The organism is Candidatus Andeanibacterium sp. (assembly GCF_057143545.1).
Genome location: NZ_DBNHSF010000223.1, coordinates 1 through 16,134, shown reverse-complemented (window position 1 = coordinate 16,134; position 16,134 = coordinate 1). Strand labels below are relative to the sequence as shown.

Genomic DNA, 16,134 nt, shown 5'->3' with positions numbered 1-16,134 from the left:
CGTCTTTCACCATCACGTAAAGGAAGGTGTGGGGATTGGTCCATTCCCACTTCTCGACCACCGCATCCTTGAGCGCGACTTCCTTGCCCCATTCGAACATCGCGGTCGAATGATGGGCGGCGAGCGGAGCCGCAAATACGAGGGCGCCGCCCAGAGCGAGGGCGGCAAGGGCGACGGCGCGATTGCGCAAGGGATTCTTCGACATGCAACTCTCCATGGACCAGTCTCCATGAACGGAAAATGATCTCGCGCAAATCATCTGGCAAGCAAACCGGACAAAATCAACCCGATGCTTGACTTGGCCAGTGTTTCCGCCACATCTGCGGGCAAAAGAACACGTATTTTCCGGAGAGATGCACGATGGGTTGGACCAGGATTTCGCGCACAATCGCAGGTGCGGCGTTGCTGGCGAGCACGACAATGGCCATGGCGCAAGAGGCTGGAGAGGCTATCGCCCCGCCGCTGCCGCGCGCGTCCTCCTATCTCGAAGTGACCCAATGGCCCGACCTCACCGGCACCTGGTACCCCGATTGGGGGGCGCTGTTTTCCGAACGCTCGGGGCCGGCCAAGCTGACCCCGGCAGCCCAGGCGAAATACGACCAATACCTTGCCGACACGCGCGAGAACGGCCCGAACCAGTTCCGCGCCGCCAATTGCATCCCGCCCGGCCTCCCCGGCGTGCTGCAACAGCCCTATCCGGTCGAAATCCTCTATTCGCCGGGCCGGGTGACGATCTTCACCGAGGCCTATGAGCAGGCGATCCGCATCTATCTCGACCGGGAATTGCCCGAAGACCCGGACCTGTTCTTCAACGGCAATATCGTCGGCCATTGGGAGGGCGACGCGCTGGTTTTCGAAGCAACCGGCTTCAACCTGTTGACCGACATCCAGCCCGGCATCGGCCACTCCGAACAGCTGCGGATCGACGGGCGGATCGCGCTGCGCAATCCCGAATTGCTGGTGATCGAGATGACCCTGACCGATCCCGAAGTGCTGGCCGAACCCTTCGTCACCAAGGTCGCCTACAGCCCCGATACCTTCCCGCTGCGCGAATGGGTCTGCGCCGAGAACAACCGCCTGCAATCGGGCGAGGACGGTGCGAATATCGATCTCGGGCTCGACCAGTTCGAGGACGAGGAGGACCCGTTCGGCCCGGCCGAAGGTGAATAAGCCCCCGTCTGATCGGGCTCGGCAAGGTCAACGCAGCCTAAACCATTTTTCAAGCACTGCCGGGTTAGGCCGGCGGCATGAACGCAATGTCGCAGCCTTTCCTGGCACAGCACTATCCCGGCGAGGCCGGATCGGCCGAATTGAAATGGGCCGTGCTTGGCAACGCCGCCGGGATCGTCGCCCAGCTGGCCGGGGTCGAACCGGCGGGGCAGCATGCCTTCCCCGAAGCCATCTTCGCTGCAACCGGCTGGCGCCGGGAGCTCGCCGAAAAGAGCCTCGACGATCTGGTGGCCGTGCTCGAACCTGGGATCGCGGCGCTGATCGCGGTCAATGCCCGCAACGCCGATGCGCGGCCCGCGGCGCAGGCGCTGTGGCGCGAATTCGAAGCCTCGCGCGACGCGCTGCTGGCGCTGGCCCCGGTTGGAGCGAATGGGGCGGCGAGCAAGAACGGTTGAACGTCGGGCTTCCGGAGGCCTTCCTCCCACCGTCATGCTGAACTTCTTTCGGCATCCATCGCTCCAACTGCAAGACCTGGCCCGGAGGAAAAATGGACCCTGAAACGAGTTCAGGGTGACAAAGATCGGCCGCCAAGATCAAGCTTGACTGAGTTCCCGCTTTGTTCCAGCGATAGGTCATGGCCGAATCTCCCTCAAGTGATTCTCTCGATACCGAAACCCTCCTCCGGGGCGCGAGCGGCGTGGCGCGCGGGATTTCGCGGCTGTTTGCGCGCAACGACATCTGGTGCCTGCCGGAAATGCCGCTGAGGAACAATCGCCGGGCGGATTTGATGGGGATCGACCCCAAGGGCCAGATCGTCATCGTCGAGATCAAGGTCAGCCGCGCGGATTTGCTGGGCGACGGCAAGTGGACCGACTATCTCGACTTCTGCGACCGCTTCTATTGGGGCCTGCCGCCCGGGCTCGACCGCAATTGCCTTGAGAGCGAAGATTTCCGCCCCGCCCATTGCGGGGTGATCGTGGCCGACACCTACGATGCCGAGATCGTTCGCCCGGCCCCGCTCCACCCGCTGGCGGCGGCGCGGCGCAAGCTCGAGATCGAGCGGCTCGCGCGCACGGCGCTGCGGCGGCAGGTGGCGATGACCGATCCGGGCCTTGGGGGCTGGACGCCGGGCTGATCCTGCAGGGCAGCGAGGCCCTGTCCTACACCTGATTGCAGTGCTAAGGGCCCGCCATGACAGCGGCAGCCAAGACCAAATCGGGCGGGGAGCGAAATTTGTTCCTGGACTGTGTTACCCTTGTTACCTTCCATTCAGGTTCGCCCGCGTGACTGGCGCGATCGTCCTGTCCGCGCTGGCGATGACGCTGATCGTCGGCGCGCGATACCTGCTGTCGAGCGGGTTCTTCGCCTGGCTGACCCGAAAGCTACGCCCCGGGCAGTATGACGGGCTCAGGCCTCAGATTAGGAGCGAGATTTCCTGGTCGCTCGCTTCGGCGGCGATCTACGGGATCCCGGCAGGCATGGTCGCCTGGGGCTGGCAGCAGCAGGGCTGGACGCTGATTTATTCCGACTGGAGCGCCTACCCGTTGTGGTACCTGCCGCTCTCGCTGTTCCTCTATCTCTTCGCGCACGACACCTGGTTCTACTGGACCCACCGGCTGATGCATCGCCCTGCCTGGTTCCGCCTCGCCCATGCGGTGCATCATGCGAGCCGCCCGCCGACCGCCTGGGCGGCGATGAGCTTTCACCCGATCGAAGCGCTGACCGGCGCGGTGGTGATCCCGGTGCTGGTGTTCGTGATCCCGATCCATGTCGCCATGCTTGGCCTGGTGCTGGCGATCATGACTATCATGGGCGTCACCAACCATATGGGCTGGGAGATGTTTCCGCGCGCCGTCGTTCATTCAAGATTGGGAAACTGGCTGATAACGGCGAGCCACCACCAGAAACATCACGAGCAATATCTATGCAATTTCGGACTCTATTTCCGCTTCTGGGACCATCTATGCGGCACCGATCGCGGCCTTTCGCAAGCCTGACCCTCGCTCTTGCCGTTCTCGGCCCGCTCGCGGGTCCGAGCGCCGCGCAAGGGCAGGAAGCAGGAGTGAAGGTGACGATAACGGTCACCGATCTGCGCAACAGCAAGGGCGTGGTGCGGGCCTGCATGACGACCGATGCCGAGCGGTTTCCGAGATGCCAGGGGAGCGAAAATGCCCACCGCGCGGTGGTTGACGCGGCCGAGACGGTCCGGTTCACATTCGAAGGGGTCCAGCCCGGGCACTATGCGATCGCGCTGCTGCATGACGAGAACGGGAACGGCAAGTCCGACCGCTTCCTCGGCATGATGCCCAAGGAAGGCTACGGCTTCTCGCGCGACGCACCGGTCAAGATGGCCCCGCCCAAATTCGAACAGGCCGCGTTCGATGTCGGCAGCGAGGCGCTCAGCCAGACGATCAAGATGCGCTATTGGCTCTAGCTGCCGGGCCCGAGGATACCGCCGCCGTGAACCATGACGAGGACGCCGAAAGGTTTGGCCAGCCATCGGCCCGGATCGACCCCAATTCCTCGTTCGCGCCGTTCCGCTGGCCGGTGTTCCGCGCGATCTGGATCGCCAGCGTTGCTTCGGCGCTCGGCAGCCTGATCCAGCAGACCGCCGCCGCCTGGCTGATGACCGAGTTGACCGAATCCCACCTGCTGGTGGCGCTGGTCCAGGCTTCGGTCACGATCCCGGTGCTGGGTTTCGGCCTGTTCGCGGGCGTGATCGCCGACAATTACGACCGCCGGATCGTGATGCTGACCGCCAATTGCGGGATGCTGGCGATCTCCGCGGTGCTGGCGCTGCTGGCACTCACCGACACCGTGACGCCATGGTCGCTGCTGCTGCTGACGCTCGCCATCGGGCTCGGCTTTGCACTCAACGGCCCGGCCTGGCAGGCCTCGATCCGCCAGATGGTGCCGCGCAGCGATATCCCGCAGGCGATCTCGCTGAACACGATCGCCTACAACACGGCGCGCAGCCTTGGCCCGGCGATCGGCGGCCTGCTGCTGTCGCTGTCCGGGCCGGCGCTGGCCTTTACCGTCAATACGCTGAGTTACCTGGTGCTGATCGTCGCGCTGCTGCGCTGGCGCCCGCAATCGACCGCGCGGCAAGTGCCCCATCGGGTGTTCCCCGCTATCGGCGCGGCGCTGTCCTTCGCCTGGACGTCGAGCCCGCTGCGCAGGGTGCTGCTGCGCGGGATCGTGTTCGGCGTCGGCTCGATCAGCTTCCAGGCGCTGCTGCCGCTGGTCGCGAAAGAACAACTCGGTGGCAACGAGATCGGCTTCGGGCTGATGTTCGGCGCGTTCGGGGTCGGCTCGGTGATCACGGCCCTGTGGATCGCTGCCATGCGCCGGCGCTATGGACCCGAAGCGATCGTCAGTATCGCGACATTGGTTTCGGCCGGCGCAGTGACGCTGCTAGCGTTTGCGCCCTCGATCCCGATCGCGATGCTGGCGGGCTTCCTCGCCGGTTGCGGGCATGTTGCAGCGCTGACCAGCTTCAACGTTTCGGTCCAGCTCAGGAGCCCCGACGAATTGCTCGGCCGGTGCCTGTCGCTGTTCCAGGCAACGATTTTCGGCGGCATGGCTGCGGGCGCGGGAATCTGGGGGGCTTTGTCCGACGTCATCGGTCTCACCACTGCACTGCTTGCCTCGGCAGCATGGCTGGCGGCAACCCTCGTTCTGCTGCGGGCGGTTTCCCCGATGCCGAAAATCGGCGAAGGCACGGTCGCACATTGAGTTAACGGATGTCTGCCTGACTGACGTCGTATGCCGCGCAAGGCCAAACATTCCGCAAGGTTTAACGGTTAATTTACCATGTCGCGCCAAAAAGTGTGCCGAATGAAATCACGGGGGCTTCGGCATGGACACGCTGGGGGGAAATTTCGCCGGCCGTAACGGCGCAGAGGAAGCGGAAGGCCTTGAACCGGAAGAGGAAACTTCCGGTCGCGACACGCCTCCCCCGGAGATCGGGCAGGACGAGCGCCGGATGCAGGTGCGCGCCTACAATTTCTGGGCAAGCCTGCTCGAAGACCGCAATTTCCCGTCGATCGACGACCTCGAAACCGACAACCTGCCCGATTTCGGGCCCTACAGCGTACTGCTCGATTTCACCTCTGGTATCGAAGACCCGGGCATTGCCTTCCTGGGCGACAAGATCGCCGAGGAATGCGAGGCGGGCGAGGAAATCTCCCGCCTTTCGGACGTGCCAAGCCGCTCGCTGCTGTCGCGGATCACCGACCACTACATGCAGATCCTCGCCAACCAGGCCCCGATCGGCTTCGAAGCGGAGTTCATCAACCAGCGTGGCTCTACGATCCTTTACCGAGGTATCCTGCTGCCCTTTTCGAGCGATGATGACACGATCGATTTCATCTATGGCGTGATCAACTGGAAGGAACTGGCCGACCAGAAAACCACCGACGAGCTGATGCTCGAAGTGGACCAGGCGCTGGAGGAATTGCCTGCCGTCGCGGCTGAAGAAGAAGTCACGTCGCTGTCCGACTGGGCCAATAGCTCGGATTCGCTCGACCTGCCGGTCACTTCGCAGGACCCCGCTATCGCCGGATTCGATTCCGATGGCGACGACTGGGACGCCGACGAGACCGCGCTCCCCGCGCCGACCTTTGGCTCGTTCGAGGCCGAGGACAGCCCCCACAGCGAAATCGAGCTCGAAGACACATTCGAAAACGGCAGCGAGGAATTCGAGCTGGGGGCCGAACTCGAGCTTGGCGAAGCGATGGAACTCGCGAGCGAAGAACCGGCTTCCGAGCCTGCAAGCCCCCAGATTCCTCAAGTTTGCGAGCCGGAAGCATTCGCCCCCGAACCCATCGTGCCGGAAGCATACGAGGGTGAGACGTCCGACGCCGAACAATTCGTCCCGGACTATGGCGAGCCTGAAGCTGTCGAGCCCGAGGCGCCCGAGCCGGCAGCATACACCCCCGAAGTGCCTGAACCGGATGCATATCAGCCGACCGAGATCGAGATGCCCGAGCTCGACGAGAGCGACATGGCCCTGGGCGACTGGCTGGCCTCGGCCCGCGAACTGGCGCTTGCCGCGCGGTCGAGCGAAGACCGCACCCGCCACGCGCTCTACGATGCGATCAGCCGGGCCTACGATTTCTCGATCGCCGCCAGCGAAGCGCCGGAAGAGTTTGACGAGCTGGTCGCGGATTCGGGGCTCACCATGCAGGATCGCGCGCCGATGACGCCGATCGTCAAGCTGGTCTTCGGTGCCGATTACGACAAGACCCGACTCACCGAATATGCCGCTGCCCTGACCCATGCGCACCGCCTCGAGCTCGAACGCGGCTCGCTGGGCGATTTCCTGCGCAAGGCCGAGGGCGGGCTCAAGGGCGTGGTCAAGGCCGAGCGCCGCCTGCGCCGCGAGGAATCGGGCCAGGCGGTCGAAGCGCCGGGCGATCCGCGCGAGCGTATCGCCAAGAAACTGCGCAAGCTCGAAGGCATGGAATTCGGCGCCATCCCGAGCGAAGGCAAGGAATTCGGCCTCGTCATGATCCGCCGCCTGGCAACCGGCGAAGTGGTGGTGCTGGGCGAGATTCCCGACGATGTCGCGCTGGTCGAACGGGCCGCGCGCAAGCTGCTCGGCTGAGCCTAACCTCACGGTCCAGCGAAATCCGGTCTATCGCTTTTGCGCGGTGCCGATTAGCTTGGACACATGATTGCCAGTCGATCCGCCAGAACAGGGCTACCACGACAACTCCGGCGCGTTTGCCAGTGACGCGTGGCAGGCGCAGGTTCGGCTGCATGACCTGGTCTATCGCGTTTGCGGCGGTGTTCATCGCCGCTCTCGCCGGGGCCTATCTGTGGGCGCGTGAAAACCGCTCGGTCGCCATGCTCGACCGCGTCGACCGCCTGTTTACCGGAGGTCTCTCGGGCAAGCGCGTCGACTACGGCGATCACCCGCGGCAGCACCTGGTCGTATACGGATCCGAAAGCGGCGAGCCGAAGCCGATCGTCGTCTTCATCCATGGCGGGAGCTGGCGCGAGGGATCGCCCGAAGACTATGGCTTTATCGCGCGCAACCTGGCGCGCGAGGGTTACGTCACGGTGCTCGCCGGCTATCGCCTGGGCGAGGAGGGACGCTTCCCGGCGATGCTGGAGGATGGCGCAGCGGCGCTGGCATGGGTCCACACTCACGCCGCGGGATTTGGCGGCGATCCGGCGCGGATCTTCCTGATGGGCCATTCCGCCGGGGCCTATAATGTCGTGATGCTTGCGCTCGACCGGCAATGGCTCGGGCGCGAAGGCCTCGACAGCTCCTTCATTTCCGGCGTAATCGGCCTGGCGGGTCCCTACGATTTCTATCCTTTCGACACGGATTCGACGCGCCGGGCGTTCGGCGCCTGGCCGCGGCCCGAAGCGACCCAGCCGGTAAGGTTCGCGCGCGCGGATGCGCCGCCGATGCTGCTGGCGAGCGGCAGCGGCGACGAGACGGTTCGCCCGCGCAACAGCCTGGCGCTGGCCGCGGCTTTGACCGAGGCAGGCAGGCCGACGCAGGCGGTCGTCATGGAGGGGCTCGACCATGTCGGAATCCTGATCGCGCTCGCACGTCCGCTCGATCTGTGGGACGGGCGGCCCAAGCAGGCAGTGCTTGCCTTCCTCGCAGAAAACAGGGATGCGGGTTCGGCTTCAGCCCCGGTTCAGCAGGAAGACCCCTAGCAACACCGCCATGCGCCTCCTTGCCCGCCTGATTGCCGTTCTTGCCGCGCTGCAACTCGCGATCCAGCCGGTTGCAGCGCAGAGCATCCTGCGTGATGCCGAGACAGAGGCCTTCCTCCAGGAGCTGATGGACCCGCTGACCGTCGCCGCCGGCATGCCCGCCGGGAGCGTCGATGTCGTGCTGCTGCACGACAATTCGATCAACGCATTTGTCGCCGGCGGCCAGCGGATCTATATTCACAGCGGGCTGATCGACGCCGCCGACACACCCAATGAAGTGCAGGGCGTGCTGGCCCATGAACTGGGCCATATCACCGGCGGGCATATCGTCCGCTTCGACGAGGGAATCAGGGCAGCCTCCAACATCTCGATCCTTTCCACCCTGCTCGGCGTCGTCGCGCTCGCCGCGGGTGCCGGGGAAGCCGCGATGGGCATCATGGCCGCCGGGCAGCAGGCCGCGCTGGGAAAGTTCCTCGCCTTCAGCCGGGTGCAGGAAAGCTCGGCCGACGCAGCCGGGGTCGAATATCTCTCCAAGGCAGGAATTTCGGGGCGTGGATCGATCGACTTCTTCAAGAAGCTGCAGAACCTTGAATTCCGCTATGGCTATAGCCAGGATGACGAGGACGGCTATTCCCGCACCCATCCGCTGTCGGGCGACCGCATCGCGTTCCTCCAACGCGAATACGAGGAAGACCCCGCATGGAACGCTGCGGAAGATCCCCGGCTGCAGGCCGAATTCGACCGGATCAAGGCCAAGCTTTACGGCTATCTCGCCGAGCCCGCCGAGACCTTGCGCAACTATCCCGCCAGCATGACCGGCGTTCCCGCCCGCTATGCGCGGGCCTATGCCTATCACAAGGACGCAAGGATCAACGAGGCGCTGGAAGAACTCGACGGCCTGCTCGAGATCGATCCGCACGATCCCTATTTCCTCGAGATCAAGGGACAAATCCTGCTCGAATCGGGCCGTCCGCGGGAAGCGCTCGACCCGCTGCGCGAAGCGACCAGCCTGACCAACAATGCCCCGCTGATCGCTTCGCTGTTCGGCCACGCGCTGATCGCGACCGAGGATGCAAGGAATTTCGACGAGGCCGAACAGGTGCTCAAGGCTGCCGTGGCGCGCGACCGGGAAATCCCCTTCGCGTGGTACCAGCTCGGGGTGGTCTATGCCGCAAGGGGCGATATGCCGCGCGCCCGGCTTGCAAGCGCGGAGCAGCAAGTCATGAGCAGGCAGTACGAACTTGCCCTGAGGAGCGCCGAGGCCGCCAGGCTGGGCCTGCCGGAAGGCTCGGCCGACTGGATCCGCTCGCAGGACATTGCGAACGAAGCGCGCTTTGCGCTTGAGCAGCAGGAAGAGCGCCGGTAACCGGCCGGTATGAGCGGATTGCCGACACGCCCGACCTTACCCGTCATGGCCGCCATTGCCGGGGCCGCGGCCGTGCTCGGCTTTCTCGGCGGCTGGGCCTACCAGGCAAGCGGACTTGGCCGCGCATCGACCGAACAGCTCGTCCGCGGCTACATCCTGGAAAATCCGGAAATCCTGCCCGAAGCCGTCGAGCGCTTGCAGCAGAAGGAAACGCTGGCCCGGCTGGAGCCGTTGCGGGGGGCCGTCGAAACAGCCTTCGCAGGCGCGGTGCTGGGAAATCCCGAGGGGTCGACCGTTCTGGTCGAATTTACCGACTATGCATGCCCTTACTGCCGCCTGAGCTTGCCCGATCTCAATTACCTGATCGACAAATATTCCGATCTCAAAGTCGTCGTGCGTGAAAACCCGGTGCTGTCCCCCGAAAGCGTCGAAGCTGCGCGCATGGCGTTGGCGGCAGCGGCGCAAGGCAAGTTCGAGGCCTTCCACAATGCCATGTTCGCCAAGGATCGCCCGAGCCAGGCCACAATCGTGGCGGCGGCGCAGGAGGCAGGACTCGATCTTGCCCGGGCTCAGGCCGAGATCGCTACCGGCAAGTACGATGCGGAACTGGAAAACAATATCCGCCTCTCGCAATCGCTCGGCCTGACCGGCACTCCGACCTGGGTGATCGGCGACCAGGCATTCTCCGGCGCGGTCGGCAGGGAGCGGCTGGAAGAGGCGATCCTGGCGGCCGAGGACAGCTGAGCCCGAATTCTAATCCTCGGCCAGGCCTTCGTAAATCGTATGTTTGGGCCGGGCCATGACCCGTCGCACCATCGGTTCGAAGAATTCGAGCGGCGCGCTGTCGTAGTCGGGATCGAATGCTGACTGGTCGTATTTCTCGCAGAATTCCGCGCAGGCGGAAAAATGTTCGTGGCCCCGGAACCGCTCGCGGAGTTCGCGGTCCATCCCCAGGTAATGGAAATAGTAATAGCCCTGGAACAGGCCGTGATGCTGGCAGATCCAGTGCAGTTCCGGACTGACGAAGGGCTTTATGATCGCTGCCGAAACATCGGGATGGTTGAAGCTGCCCAGCGTATCGCCGATATCGTGGATCAAGGCCATCACGACATATTCTTCGTCCCGCCCGTCGCGATGCGCACGAGTCGCGGTCTGCAGCGAATGTTCGAGCCGATCGACCGGGAACCCGCCGAAATCGCCGGCGAGAAGCTTCAGGTGGTCGAGCACGCGATCCGCCAGGCCCGACGCGAAGTGCCGGAATTCACCGGCGATGATCTCCCAGTCCTCGCGCGTGCTCTGGTCCATCGCGCGAAATGACGCCCGGGGCGAAGTTTCCGCTTGGTGCTTCATCTTTCTGCCTCCTCGCAGCCCAGCCTACTCCCGCAACGGCGCGAAGCAAATCTTTCTGACGGATCGCCGGAAATCGGCTAAGCATCGCCGGCATGCCGGTATTGCCCTTCAGACCCACGCCGTTCTTCGGCAACAAGAACCGGGCCTTCTGGAACCTGCAATTCGCGGGCTGGGGCGGCGCGCTGGTGATGCGCGTGACGACCGCTATCGCGAATTCGCAACCGCTTGATTTCCTTGTCGTACTTCTGATCGGCGCGATCGCCGGCTTTTCGATCAGCCTGGTCCTGGCGGTCATCTACCGGCAATTGCTCAACCGGCGGCCGATCGTGACCTGGGGGGTCACGGCAATCGCACTGGCGCTGGCGGTGATCGTCTATGCATTCATCGATGCCTGGGTGATCGGGATCTATCGCGGCGACAGCGACACCAGCTTCGCAACCCTGATGCTGGGCGTGTTCTATCTCGACCTGACACTGCTCGGCGCCTGGTCGGCGCTCTATTACGCGATCAACCTGTTCCTGCAGGTCGAGGAACAGACCGATCGGCTGGCGCGGCTCGAAATGCAGGCGACCAGCGCTCAACTCGCGATGCTGCGCTACCAGCTCAATCCGCATTTCCTGTTCAACACGCTCAATTCGATTTCCACCCTGGTGCTGCTCAAGCAGACCGAACCGGCCAACGCGATGCTGACCAGGCTCTCCGCTTTCCTGCGTCATACGCTGGTCAACGAGCCGGGTGGGAAGGTTACGGTCGCCGAGGAAGTCGAAACCCTGCAGCTCTATCTCGGGATCGAGCGGATGCGGTTCGAGGAACGGCTGCAGGCCGAGTTCAGGATCGACGACAGCGCCAGGAATGCACTCCTGCCTTCGCTGCTGCTCCAGCCGCTGGTCGAAAACGCCATTAAATATGCGGTTTCTCCCCAGGAGGAGGGGGCCAAGATCAGCGTTTCCGCTCGGCTCGTCGGGCAAAGACTTCGCATCACCGTTTCCGATACCGGGCCGGGATTGCAAAAACCCGCCCAGAGTCAAAGCATTCGCGGCCTGGTCACTGGCGGCAAGGGGATTGTTTCCTCTACTGGCGTGGGCCTGGCAAATATTCGTGACCGGCTGGCACAGGCCTATGGCGACGATCATCGGATCGAGATTCGCACTCCCGCTCAGGGTGGGTTCACGGTGCTGATTGAAATACCTTATGAATCGGCGAGGGAAGAAAGCGCGTCGGTGGCAATGAAACAGCCCCGGCCGCGTTCTCCCAACACGCCCGAACCAGTACAAAGGGAGCTTGGGCTCGACGCATGACTATTCGGACCATTATCGTTGACGATGAAAAACTGGCGATCCAGGGGCTGCAATTGCGGCTGGAGGAATTCGCCGATGTCGAGGTGATCGATACCTGCGCCAACGGGCGCGAGGCGATCCGCAAGATCAAGACCGAGAAGCCGGATCTTGTCTTTCTCGACATCCAGATGCCCGGTTTCGACGGATTTTCCGTGGTCAAGGGCGTGATGGAAATCGAACCGCCATTGTTCGTGTTCGTAACCGCGTACCAGGAGCATGCCATCCGCGCATTCGAGGCGAACGCGGTCAATTACCTCATGAAACCGGTCGACGTCGACAGGCTCGCCGATACGCTCGACCGGGTCCGCACAAGGCTGGCGGAAAAGCGCTCTTCGGAAGAGGCCGAACGGCTCAAACATGTGCTGCACGAAGTCGCGCCCGATGCGATTGAACAGGCGGTGAGCGACGAGGATGTGACGGCCCGTTACGAGAAACTCATCAATATCAAGGACCGCGGGCAAATCTTCCGCGTCAGCATCGATTCGATCGAACATGTCGAAGCGGCTGGCGATTATATGCTGATCTATACCGGCGACAATTCCTACGTCCTCAGGGAAACGATGAAGGACCTCGAGCGGCGGCTCGACCCGCGTATCTTCCAGCGCGTTCACCGCTCCACCATCGTCAATCTCGACAAGGTCCGCCAGGTCAAGCCGCACACCAATGGCGAATGCTTCCTGGTGCTGGAAAGCGGTGCTCAGGTAAAGGTCAGCCGCTCGTACCGGGACGTGGTGGCGAGATTCGTGCACTAAACCAGAGATTCGTTCGCTTCGCGCCCTTCGGCAGGCCCAGGATGAACTGCCGACATTCCGTCGTCAGTCGAGAAGCGCGGGCAAATCGTGTCTCGACTTCGCTCGACCCGAACGGATAGGGAGTAGGCATGTCGGCATTCTCGCTCCCCGGTTTCGACCTCGCCGCCTTCGTCCGCGCGACATTGGACGAAGACCTTGGCGTCGGACTGGCCGGCGGCGGGCATGACGTCACCGCCGAGAGCGTGATCCCGGCGGATGCCCGCTTCCAGGGCGTGATGGACAGCCGCGACGCCATCGTGGCGGCCGGCCTGCCGATCGCCGCAGCCTTCTTCCGCGCGCTCGACCCGGCAATGGAGATCGAAATCCTTGCCGGGGAAGGCGAGGAAGTACCTGCCGGAACCGACCTGATGCGCCTGTCGGGCAATGCCCGCGCGATGCTCACGGCCGAGCGCAGCGCGCTCAACACCGTCCAGCATCTCTCGGGGATCGCGACCATGACCCGGGCCTATGTCGATGCGATGGGCGGCAAGGCGACCTTGCTCGATACACGCAAGACGATCCCGGGCCTGAGGCGGCTCGAAAAATACGCCACCCGCATGGGCGGGGCGCAAAACCACCGGATGGGGCTGTGGGACGCGGCGATGATCAAGGACAACCATATCCTCGTCGCCGGGAGCGTCGGCGAAGCGGTACGTCGCGCGCGCGAGGCAGGGATCAAGGACATCATTTGCGAAGTCGACCGGCTCGACCAGGTCGAACCGGCGCTGGCCGCCGGGGCGAGCCATCTCCTGCTCGACAACATGTCGCCCGAGCTGCTGCGCGAAGCGGTCGCGCTGGTCGCAGGCCGTGTGCCGACCGAAGCATCGGGCGGCGTGACGCTCGCAACGATCGGGGCGATCGCCGCCAGCGGAGTCGATTTTGTTTCCGTCGGCCGCCTGACCCAGAGCGCCCCGGCGGCCGATATCGGGCTCGATTTCACCCCATTATAACAAGGCGCTATGACGGATTGCCTTGCGCCAGCGCATGGTCCATCATTCATCGGTTGGAGAGGGGAAGGATCATGCAACCACAATCAATCAAGCGTTTCGATATGGCCTATCTGGGCTCGCTGGGCGTCTCCGTTTTGGCGTTCTTTATCGGCTACGATGATTCTCTGGCGCAAATGCAGGCGCAAATGGCGGGCACGGGGATGAATCTCGGGGGAGGCGTCCTAGCCGGCGCCTTCATTTTCGGAGTGGCTATCAGCCTGCTGCTGTGGTGGCTGGTTTCGAGCAGGGCCAGCGCGATCGCAAAATGGATTATCGTGGTGTTCTTCTTGTTCGGGCTGCTCGGTCTTCCCGGTCTGTTCGAAGGAGGCTTCGGGCTGACGACAATCCTGCAATTGCTGGCGATGATTCTCAGCGCCGCTGCCGTCTATTTCATGTTCCAGCCTGACGCGAAGGCCTGGTTCGACGGCGACGCTCCAAGGCAAGACACCTTCGAGTGAGCCGATCGCACGCCGGTCTTGCGTGCCTGTGCGCGCTGGCCGGCGTCGCGATTCCCGGCCAGGCAATCGCCCAGGCCTACCAGTGCCGCATTCCCGAAGGGCCGCTTTCGCTGCCCCGGATCGAGCAGGACGGCCCGACCCGGGAAATGCCGGTGACAGGCTATACGCTGGCGCTCAGCTGGTCGCCCGAATATTGCCGGACACGCGCAGATAGCTCGTCCGACGCCATGCAATGTTCGGGCAGGAACGGAAGGTTCGGCATGGTGCTGCACGGGTTATGGCCCGAAGGCGGGAACGGGCGCTGGCCGCAATGGTGCCAGGCGTCGCGCGCACCCGATCTCGCCCTCATTCGCCGCGATCTTTGCATCAGCCCTTCCGCCCGGCTGATGGCGTGGCAATGGGCCAAGCATGGCAGCTGCGCCTTCAGGAGGCCCGAGACCTATTTCAATATCAGCCGGATCCTGTGGAACTCGCTACGCTTCCCCGATTTCGATCGCCTCTCGCGCCGCGAAGACCTCGATGCGGGGATAGTGCGCGAGGCATTTGCCACCGCCAATCGCCATTTCGAGCCCGAATTTGTCGGGGTGAAACTCAACCGGCGCGGTTGGCTCGAGGAATTGCGGATTTGCTACGGGACCAATTTCTTCCCGGCCAAATGCAGCGCTAGCCAATTCGGACCCAAGGATTCGGCTGAAGTGAAAATCTGGCGCGGACTCTAGCCTCGCCGGACGGCGAAGAAGTCCTTCAGCAGCGCCGCCGCCTGCTCCTCCCCCATCCCCGCATAGATCTCGGGCTTGTGGTGACACTGCGCCTGCTCGAACACGCGCGCGCCGTGCTCGACCGCGCCGCCCTTCGGATCGGGCGCAGCGTAATAGAGCCGCGCGATCCGCGCATGGGCGATGGCTCCGGCGCACATCGCGCAAGGCTCGAGCGTGACCCAAAGCTCGCAATCGCCGAGGCGCTCCTGGCCGAGCTTGCGGGCGGCCTCGCGCAGCGCGACGATCTCGGCATGGGCGGTCGGGTCGTTGCTGGCGCGAGGTGCGTTATGCCCTTCGCCAAGCACTTCGCCGTTGCGGATCACCACCGCGCCAACCGGCACCTCCCCGGCGACGGCGGCGGCCTGCGCCAGTTCGAGTGCGCGCAGCATCGGTGCGGGGATCGGCCATTTGCCCATCGGAACCGGCTAGCGCGGCATTCGGGCCGCTGCAATGGCGCCGGATTGCTTGACGTTCGGGCCCGCCGCCGCTATGCGCGCCGCTTTCCAGCACCTAGCTGCAATTTAGACACGAGAGATTCCCATGTCGCGCATCTGCGAACTGACTGGCAAGGGCCGCCAGGTTGGCCATAATGTGAGCCACGCCAACAACAAGACCAAGAAGGTCTTCCTGCCCAATTTGCAGAACGTGACGCTGATGAGCGAGAAGCTCGACCGCAGCTTCAAGTTCCGCGTTTCGACCCACGGCCTGCGCTCGGTCGAGCATAATGGCGGGCTCGACAACTGGCTGCTCAAGACTTCGGACGAGAAGCTCAGCGCCCGTGCGCTCAAGGTGAAGCGCGAGCTCAAGAAGGCCGACCAGGCAGCCTGATTTAGGTTTCGACCAGGCAAGCAGGGCGCGCAGGGAAACCTCCGCGCCCTTTTTTCATGCGCTAACGCCGCGGCGGATAGTCCCATTCCAGCCGGGTCAGCAGCGTGCGCTGGATCAAGTGCGCACTGTTGTTGTCCGAGATGAGCCACAGGGTGAGCGTCGCGCCATTCATGCCGGCGACGATCGCCAGTCCTTCGTAATTGTCCATCGGCACCGTAGCGAGCGTCGATACCTCCTCCAACTGCCAATCCCGGTCCGCTTCGATCGTCGCCGGATCGGCAATCACCAGTCGCGCGACAAATCCCGGCGGCAGGCCGAGCCTGATCCCCCGCAGCAGGACCAGCACTTTCCCGTCGGGCAGTTCGGCCATGTCGGTCGGCGCAAAGCCAGAGGGCGCGCGGAAATGGAA

Annotated in this window: 20 protein-coding genes; 16 read left to right on the top strand and 4 right to left on the bottom strand. The window is 63.7% G+C overall.

The annotated features are described in order from the left end of the window. On the bottom strand, positions 1-205 hold a 205-nt coding region (locus AC16XC_RS13025; RefSeq protein ID WP_484035092.1), incomplete at its 3' end, for a DUF6152 family protein. A 155-nt stretch (positions 206-360) separates the two neighbouring features. On the opposite strand from AC16XC_RS13025, the gene AC16XC_RS13020 reads away from it, so the two are divergent. From AC16XC_RS13020 to AC16XC_RS12975, 10 genes are all read left to right on the top strand, one after another. After that, positions 361-1,170, top strand: coding sequence for a hypothetical protein (locus tag AC16XC_RS13020; RefSeq protein ID WP_484035091.1), 810 nt, complete (start codon positions 361-363; stop codon positions 1,168-1,170). A gap of 86 nt (positions 1,171-1,256) precedes the next feature. Next, complete coding sequence (locus tag AC16XC_RS13015; RefSeq protein WP_484035090.1) at positions 1,257-1,625, top strand: hypothetical protein; 369 nt, start codon at positions 1,257-1,259, stop codon at positions 1,623-1,625. A 179-nt stretch (positions 1,626-1,804) separates the two neighbouring features. Further along, entirely contained in the window at positions 1,805-2,305 is a 501-nt protein-coding gene (locus tag AC16XC_RS13010) for an MmcB family DNA repair protein (RefSeq protein ID WP_484035089.1), read from the top strand. A 148-nt stretch (positions 2,306-2,453) separates the two neighbouring features. Next, the gene (locus AC16XC_RS13005) at positions 2,454-3,167 is read left to right on the top strand and encodes a sterol desaturase family protein (RefSeq protein ID WP_484035088.1); all 714 of its coding nucleotides are present in this window, start codon (positions 2,454-2,456) and stop codon (positions 3,165-3,167) included. Positions 3,168-3,232: 65 nt separating this feature from the next. Continuing rightward, positions 3,233-3,604: a DUF2141 domain-containing protein gene (locus AC16XC_RS13000; protein WP_484035087.1), complete on the top strand. Its 372-nt coding sequence runs from the start codon at positions 3,233-3,235 to the stop codon at positions 3,602-3,604. Continuing rightward, positions 3,595-4,905 carry an MFS transporter gene (locus AC16XC_RS12995; RefSeq protein ID WP_484035086.1) on the top strand — a complete coding sequence of 437 codons (1,311 nt, stop codon included), beginning with the start codon at positions 3,595-3,597 and terminating at the stop codon, positions 4,903-4,905. Before AC16XC_RS13000 ends, AC16XC_RS12995 begins: the two co-directional genes overlap by 10 nt. 124 nt (positions 4,906-5,029) lie before the next feature. Further along, positions 5,030-6,778, top strand: coding sequence for a PAS domain-containing protein (locus AC16XC_RS12990; protein ID WP_484035085.1), 1,749 nt, complete (start codon positions 5,030-5,032; stop codon positions 6,776-6,778). 155 nt (positions 6,779-6,933) lie between these two features. Continuing rightward, complete coding sequence (locus AC16XC_RS12985; protein ID WP_484035084.1) at positions 6,934-7,848, top strand: alpha/beta hydrolase; 915 nt, start codon at positions 6,934-6,936, stop codon at positions 7,846-7,848. 10 nt (positions 7,849-7,858) lie between these two features. Beyond that, the gene (locus AC16XC_RS12980; RefSeq protein WP_484035083.1) at positions 7,859-9,214 is read left to right on the top strand and encodes a M48 family metalloprotease; all 1,356 of its coding nucleotides are present in this window, start codon (positions 7,859-7,861) and stop codon (positions 9,212-9,214) included. 9 nt (positions 9,215-9,223) lie between these two features. Then, a complete protein-coding gene (locus AC16XC_RS12975) occupies positions 9,224-9,958 on the top strand; it encodes a DsbA family protein (RefSeq protein ID WP_484035082.1) in 735 nt (244 codons plus the stop codon). A 9-nt stretch (positions 9,959-9,967) separates the two neighbouring features. On the opposite strand, the gene AC16XC_RS12970 is transcribed toward AC16XC_RS12975, so the two are convergent. Then, positions 9,968-10,564, bottom strand: a complete 597-nt coding sequence (locus tag AC16XC_RS12970; protein ID WP_484035081.1) for an HD domain-containing protein — start codon at positions 10,562-10,564, stop codon at positions 9,968-9,970. A gap of 92 nt (positions 10,565-10,656) precedes the next feature. On the opposite strand from AC16XC_RS12970, the gene AC16XC_RS12965 reads away from it, so the two are divergent. The 5 genes from AC16XC_RS12965 (at position 10,657) to AC16XC_RS12945 (ending at position 14,858) form a co-directional block, all read left to right on the top strand. Next, positions 10,657-11,862, top strand: a complete 1,206-nt coding sequence (locus AC16XC_RS12965; RefSeq protein WP_484035080.1) for a sensor histidine kinase — start codon at positions 10,657-10,659, stop codon at positions 11,860-11,862. After that, complete coding sequence (locus AC16XC_RS12960; protein WP_484035079.1) at positions 11,859-12,653, top strand: LytR/AlgR family response regulator transcription factor; 795 nt, start codon at positions 11,859-11,861, stop codon at positions 12,651-12,653. Before AC16XC_RS12965 ends, AC16XC_RS12960 begins: the two co-directional genes overlap by 4 nt. A 128-nt stretch (positions 12,654-12,781) precedes the next feature. Continuing rightward, positions 12,782-13,642: a carboxylating nicotinate-nucleotide diphosphorylase gene (gene nadC, locus AC16XC_RS12955; protein ID WP_484035078.1), complete on the top strand. Its 861-nt coding sequence runs from the start codon at positions 12,782-12,784 to the stop codon at positions 13,640-13,642. Positions 13,643-13,713: 71 nt separating this feature from the next. Continuing rightward, on the top strand, positions 13,714-14,139 hold the full coding sequence (locus AC16XC_RS12950; RefSeq protein ID WP_484035077.1) for a hypothetical protein: 426 nt from the start codon (positions 13,714-13,716) through the stop codon (positions 14,137-14,139). Further along, complete coding sequence (locus tag AC16XC_RS12945) at positions 14,136-14,858, top strand: ribonuclease T2 family protein (protein WP_484035076.1); 723 nt, start codon at positions 14,136-14,138, stop codon at positions 14,856-14,858. Before AC16XC_RS12950 ends, AC16XC_RS12945 begins: the two co-directional genes overlap by 4 nt. Here the strand turns inward: AC16XC_RS12945 and AC16XC_RS12940 are convergent. Next, positions 14,855-15,313 carry a nucleoside deaminase gene (locus tag AC16XC_RS12940; RefSeq protein WP_484035075.1) on the bottom strand — a complete coding sequence of 153 codons (459 nt, stop codon included), beginning with the start codon at positions 15,311-15,313 and terminating at the stop codon, positions 14,855-14,857. The two genes, AC16XC_RS12945 and AC16XC_RS12940, sit on opposite strands and share 4 nt — an antisense overlap. A gap of 124 nt (positions 15,314-15,437) precedes the next feature. On the opposite strand from AC16XC_RS12940, the gene rpmB reads away from it, so the two are divergent. Next, on the top strand, positions 15,438-15,725 hold the full coding sequence (gene rpmB / locus AC16XC_RS12935) for a 50S ribosomal protein L28 (protein WP_484035074.1): 288 nt from the start codon (positions 15,438-15,440) through the stop codon (positions 15,723-15,725). A gap of 61 nt (positions 15,726-15,786) precedes the next feature. On the opposite strand, the gene AC16XC_RS12930 is transcribed toward rpmB, so the two are convergent. Beyond that, positions 15,787-16,134 (bottom strand): esterase-like activity of phytase family protein (locus tag AC16XC_RS12930; RefSeq protein ID WP_484035073.1); only part of this gene is annotated, 348 nt, incomplete at its 5' end.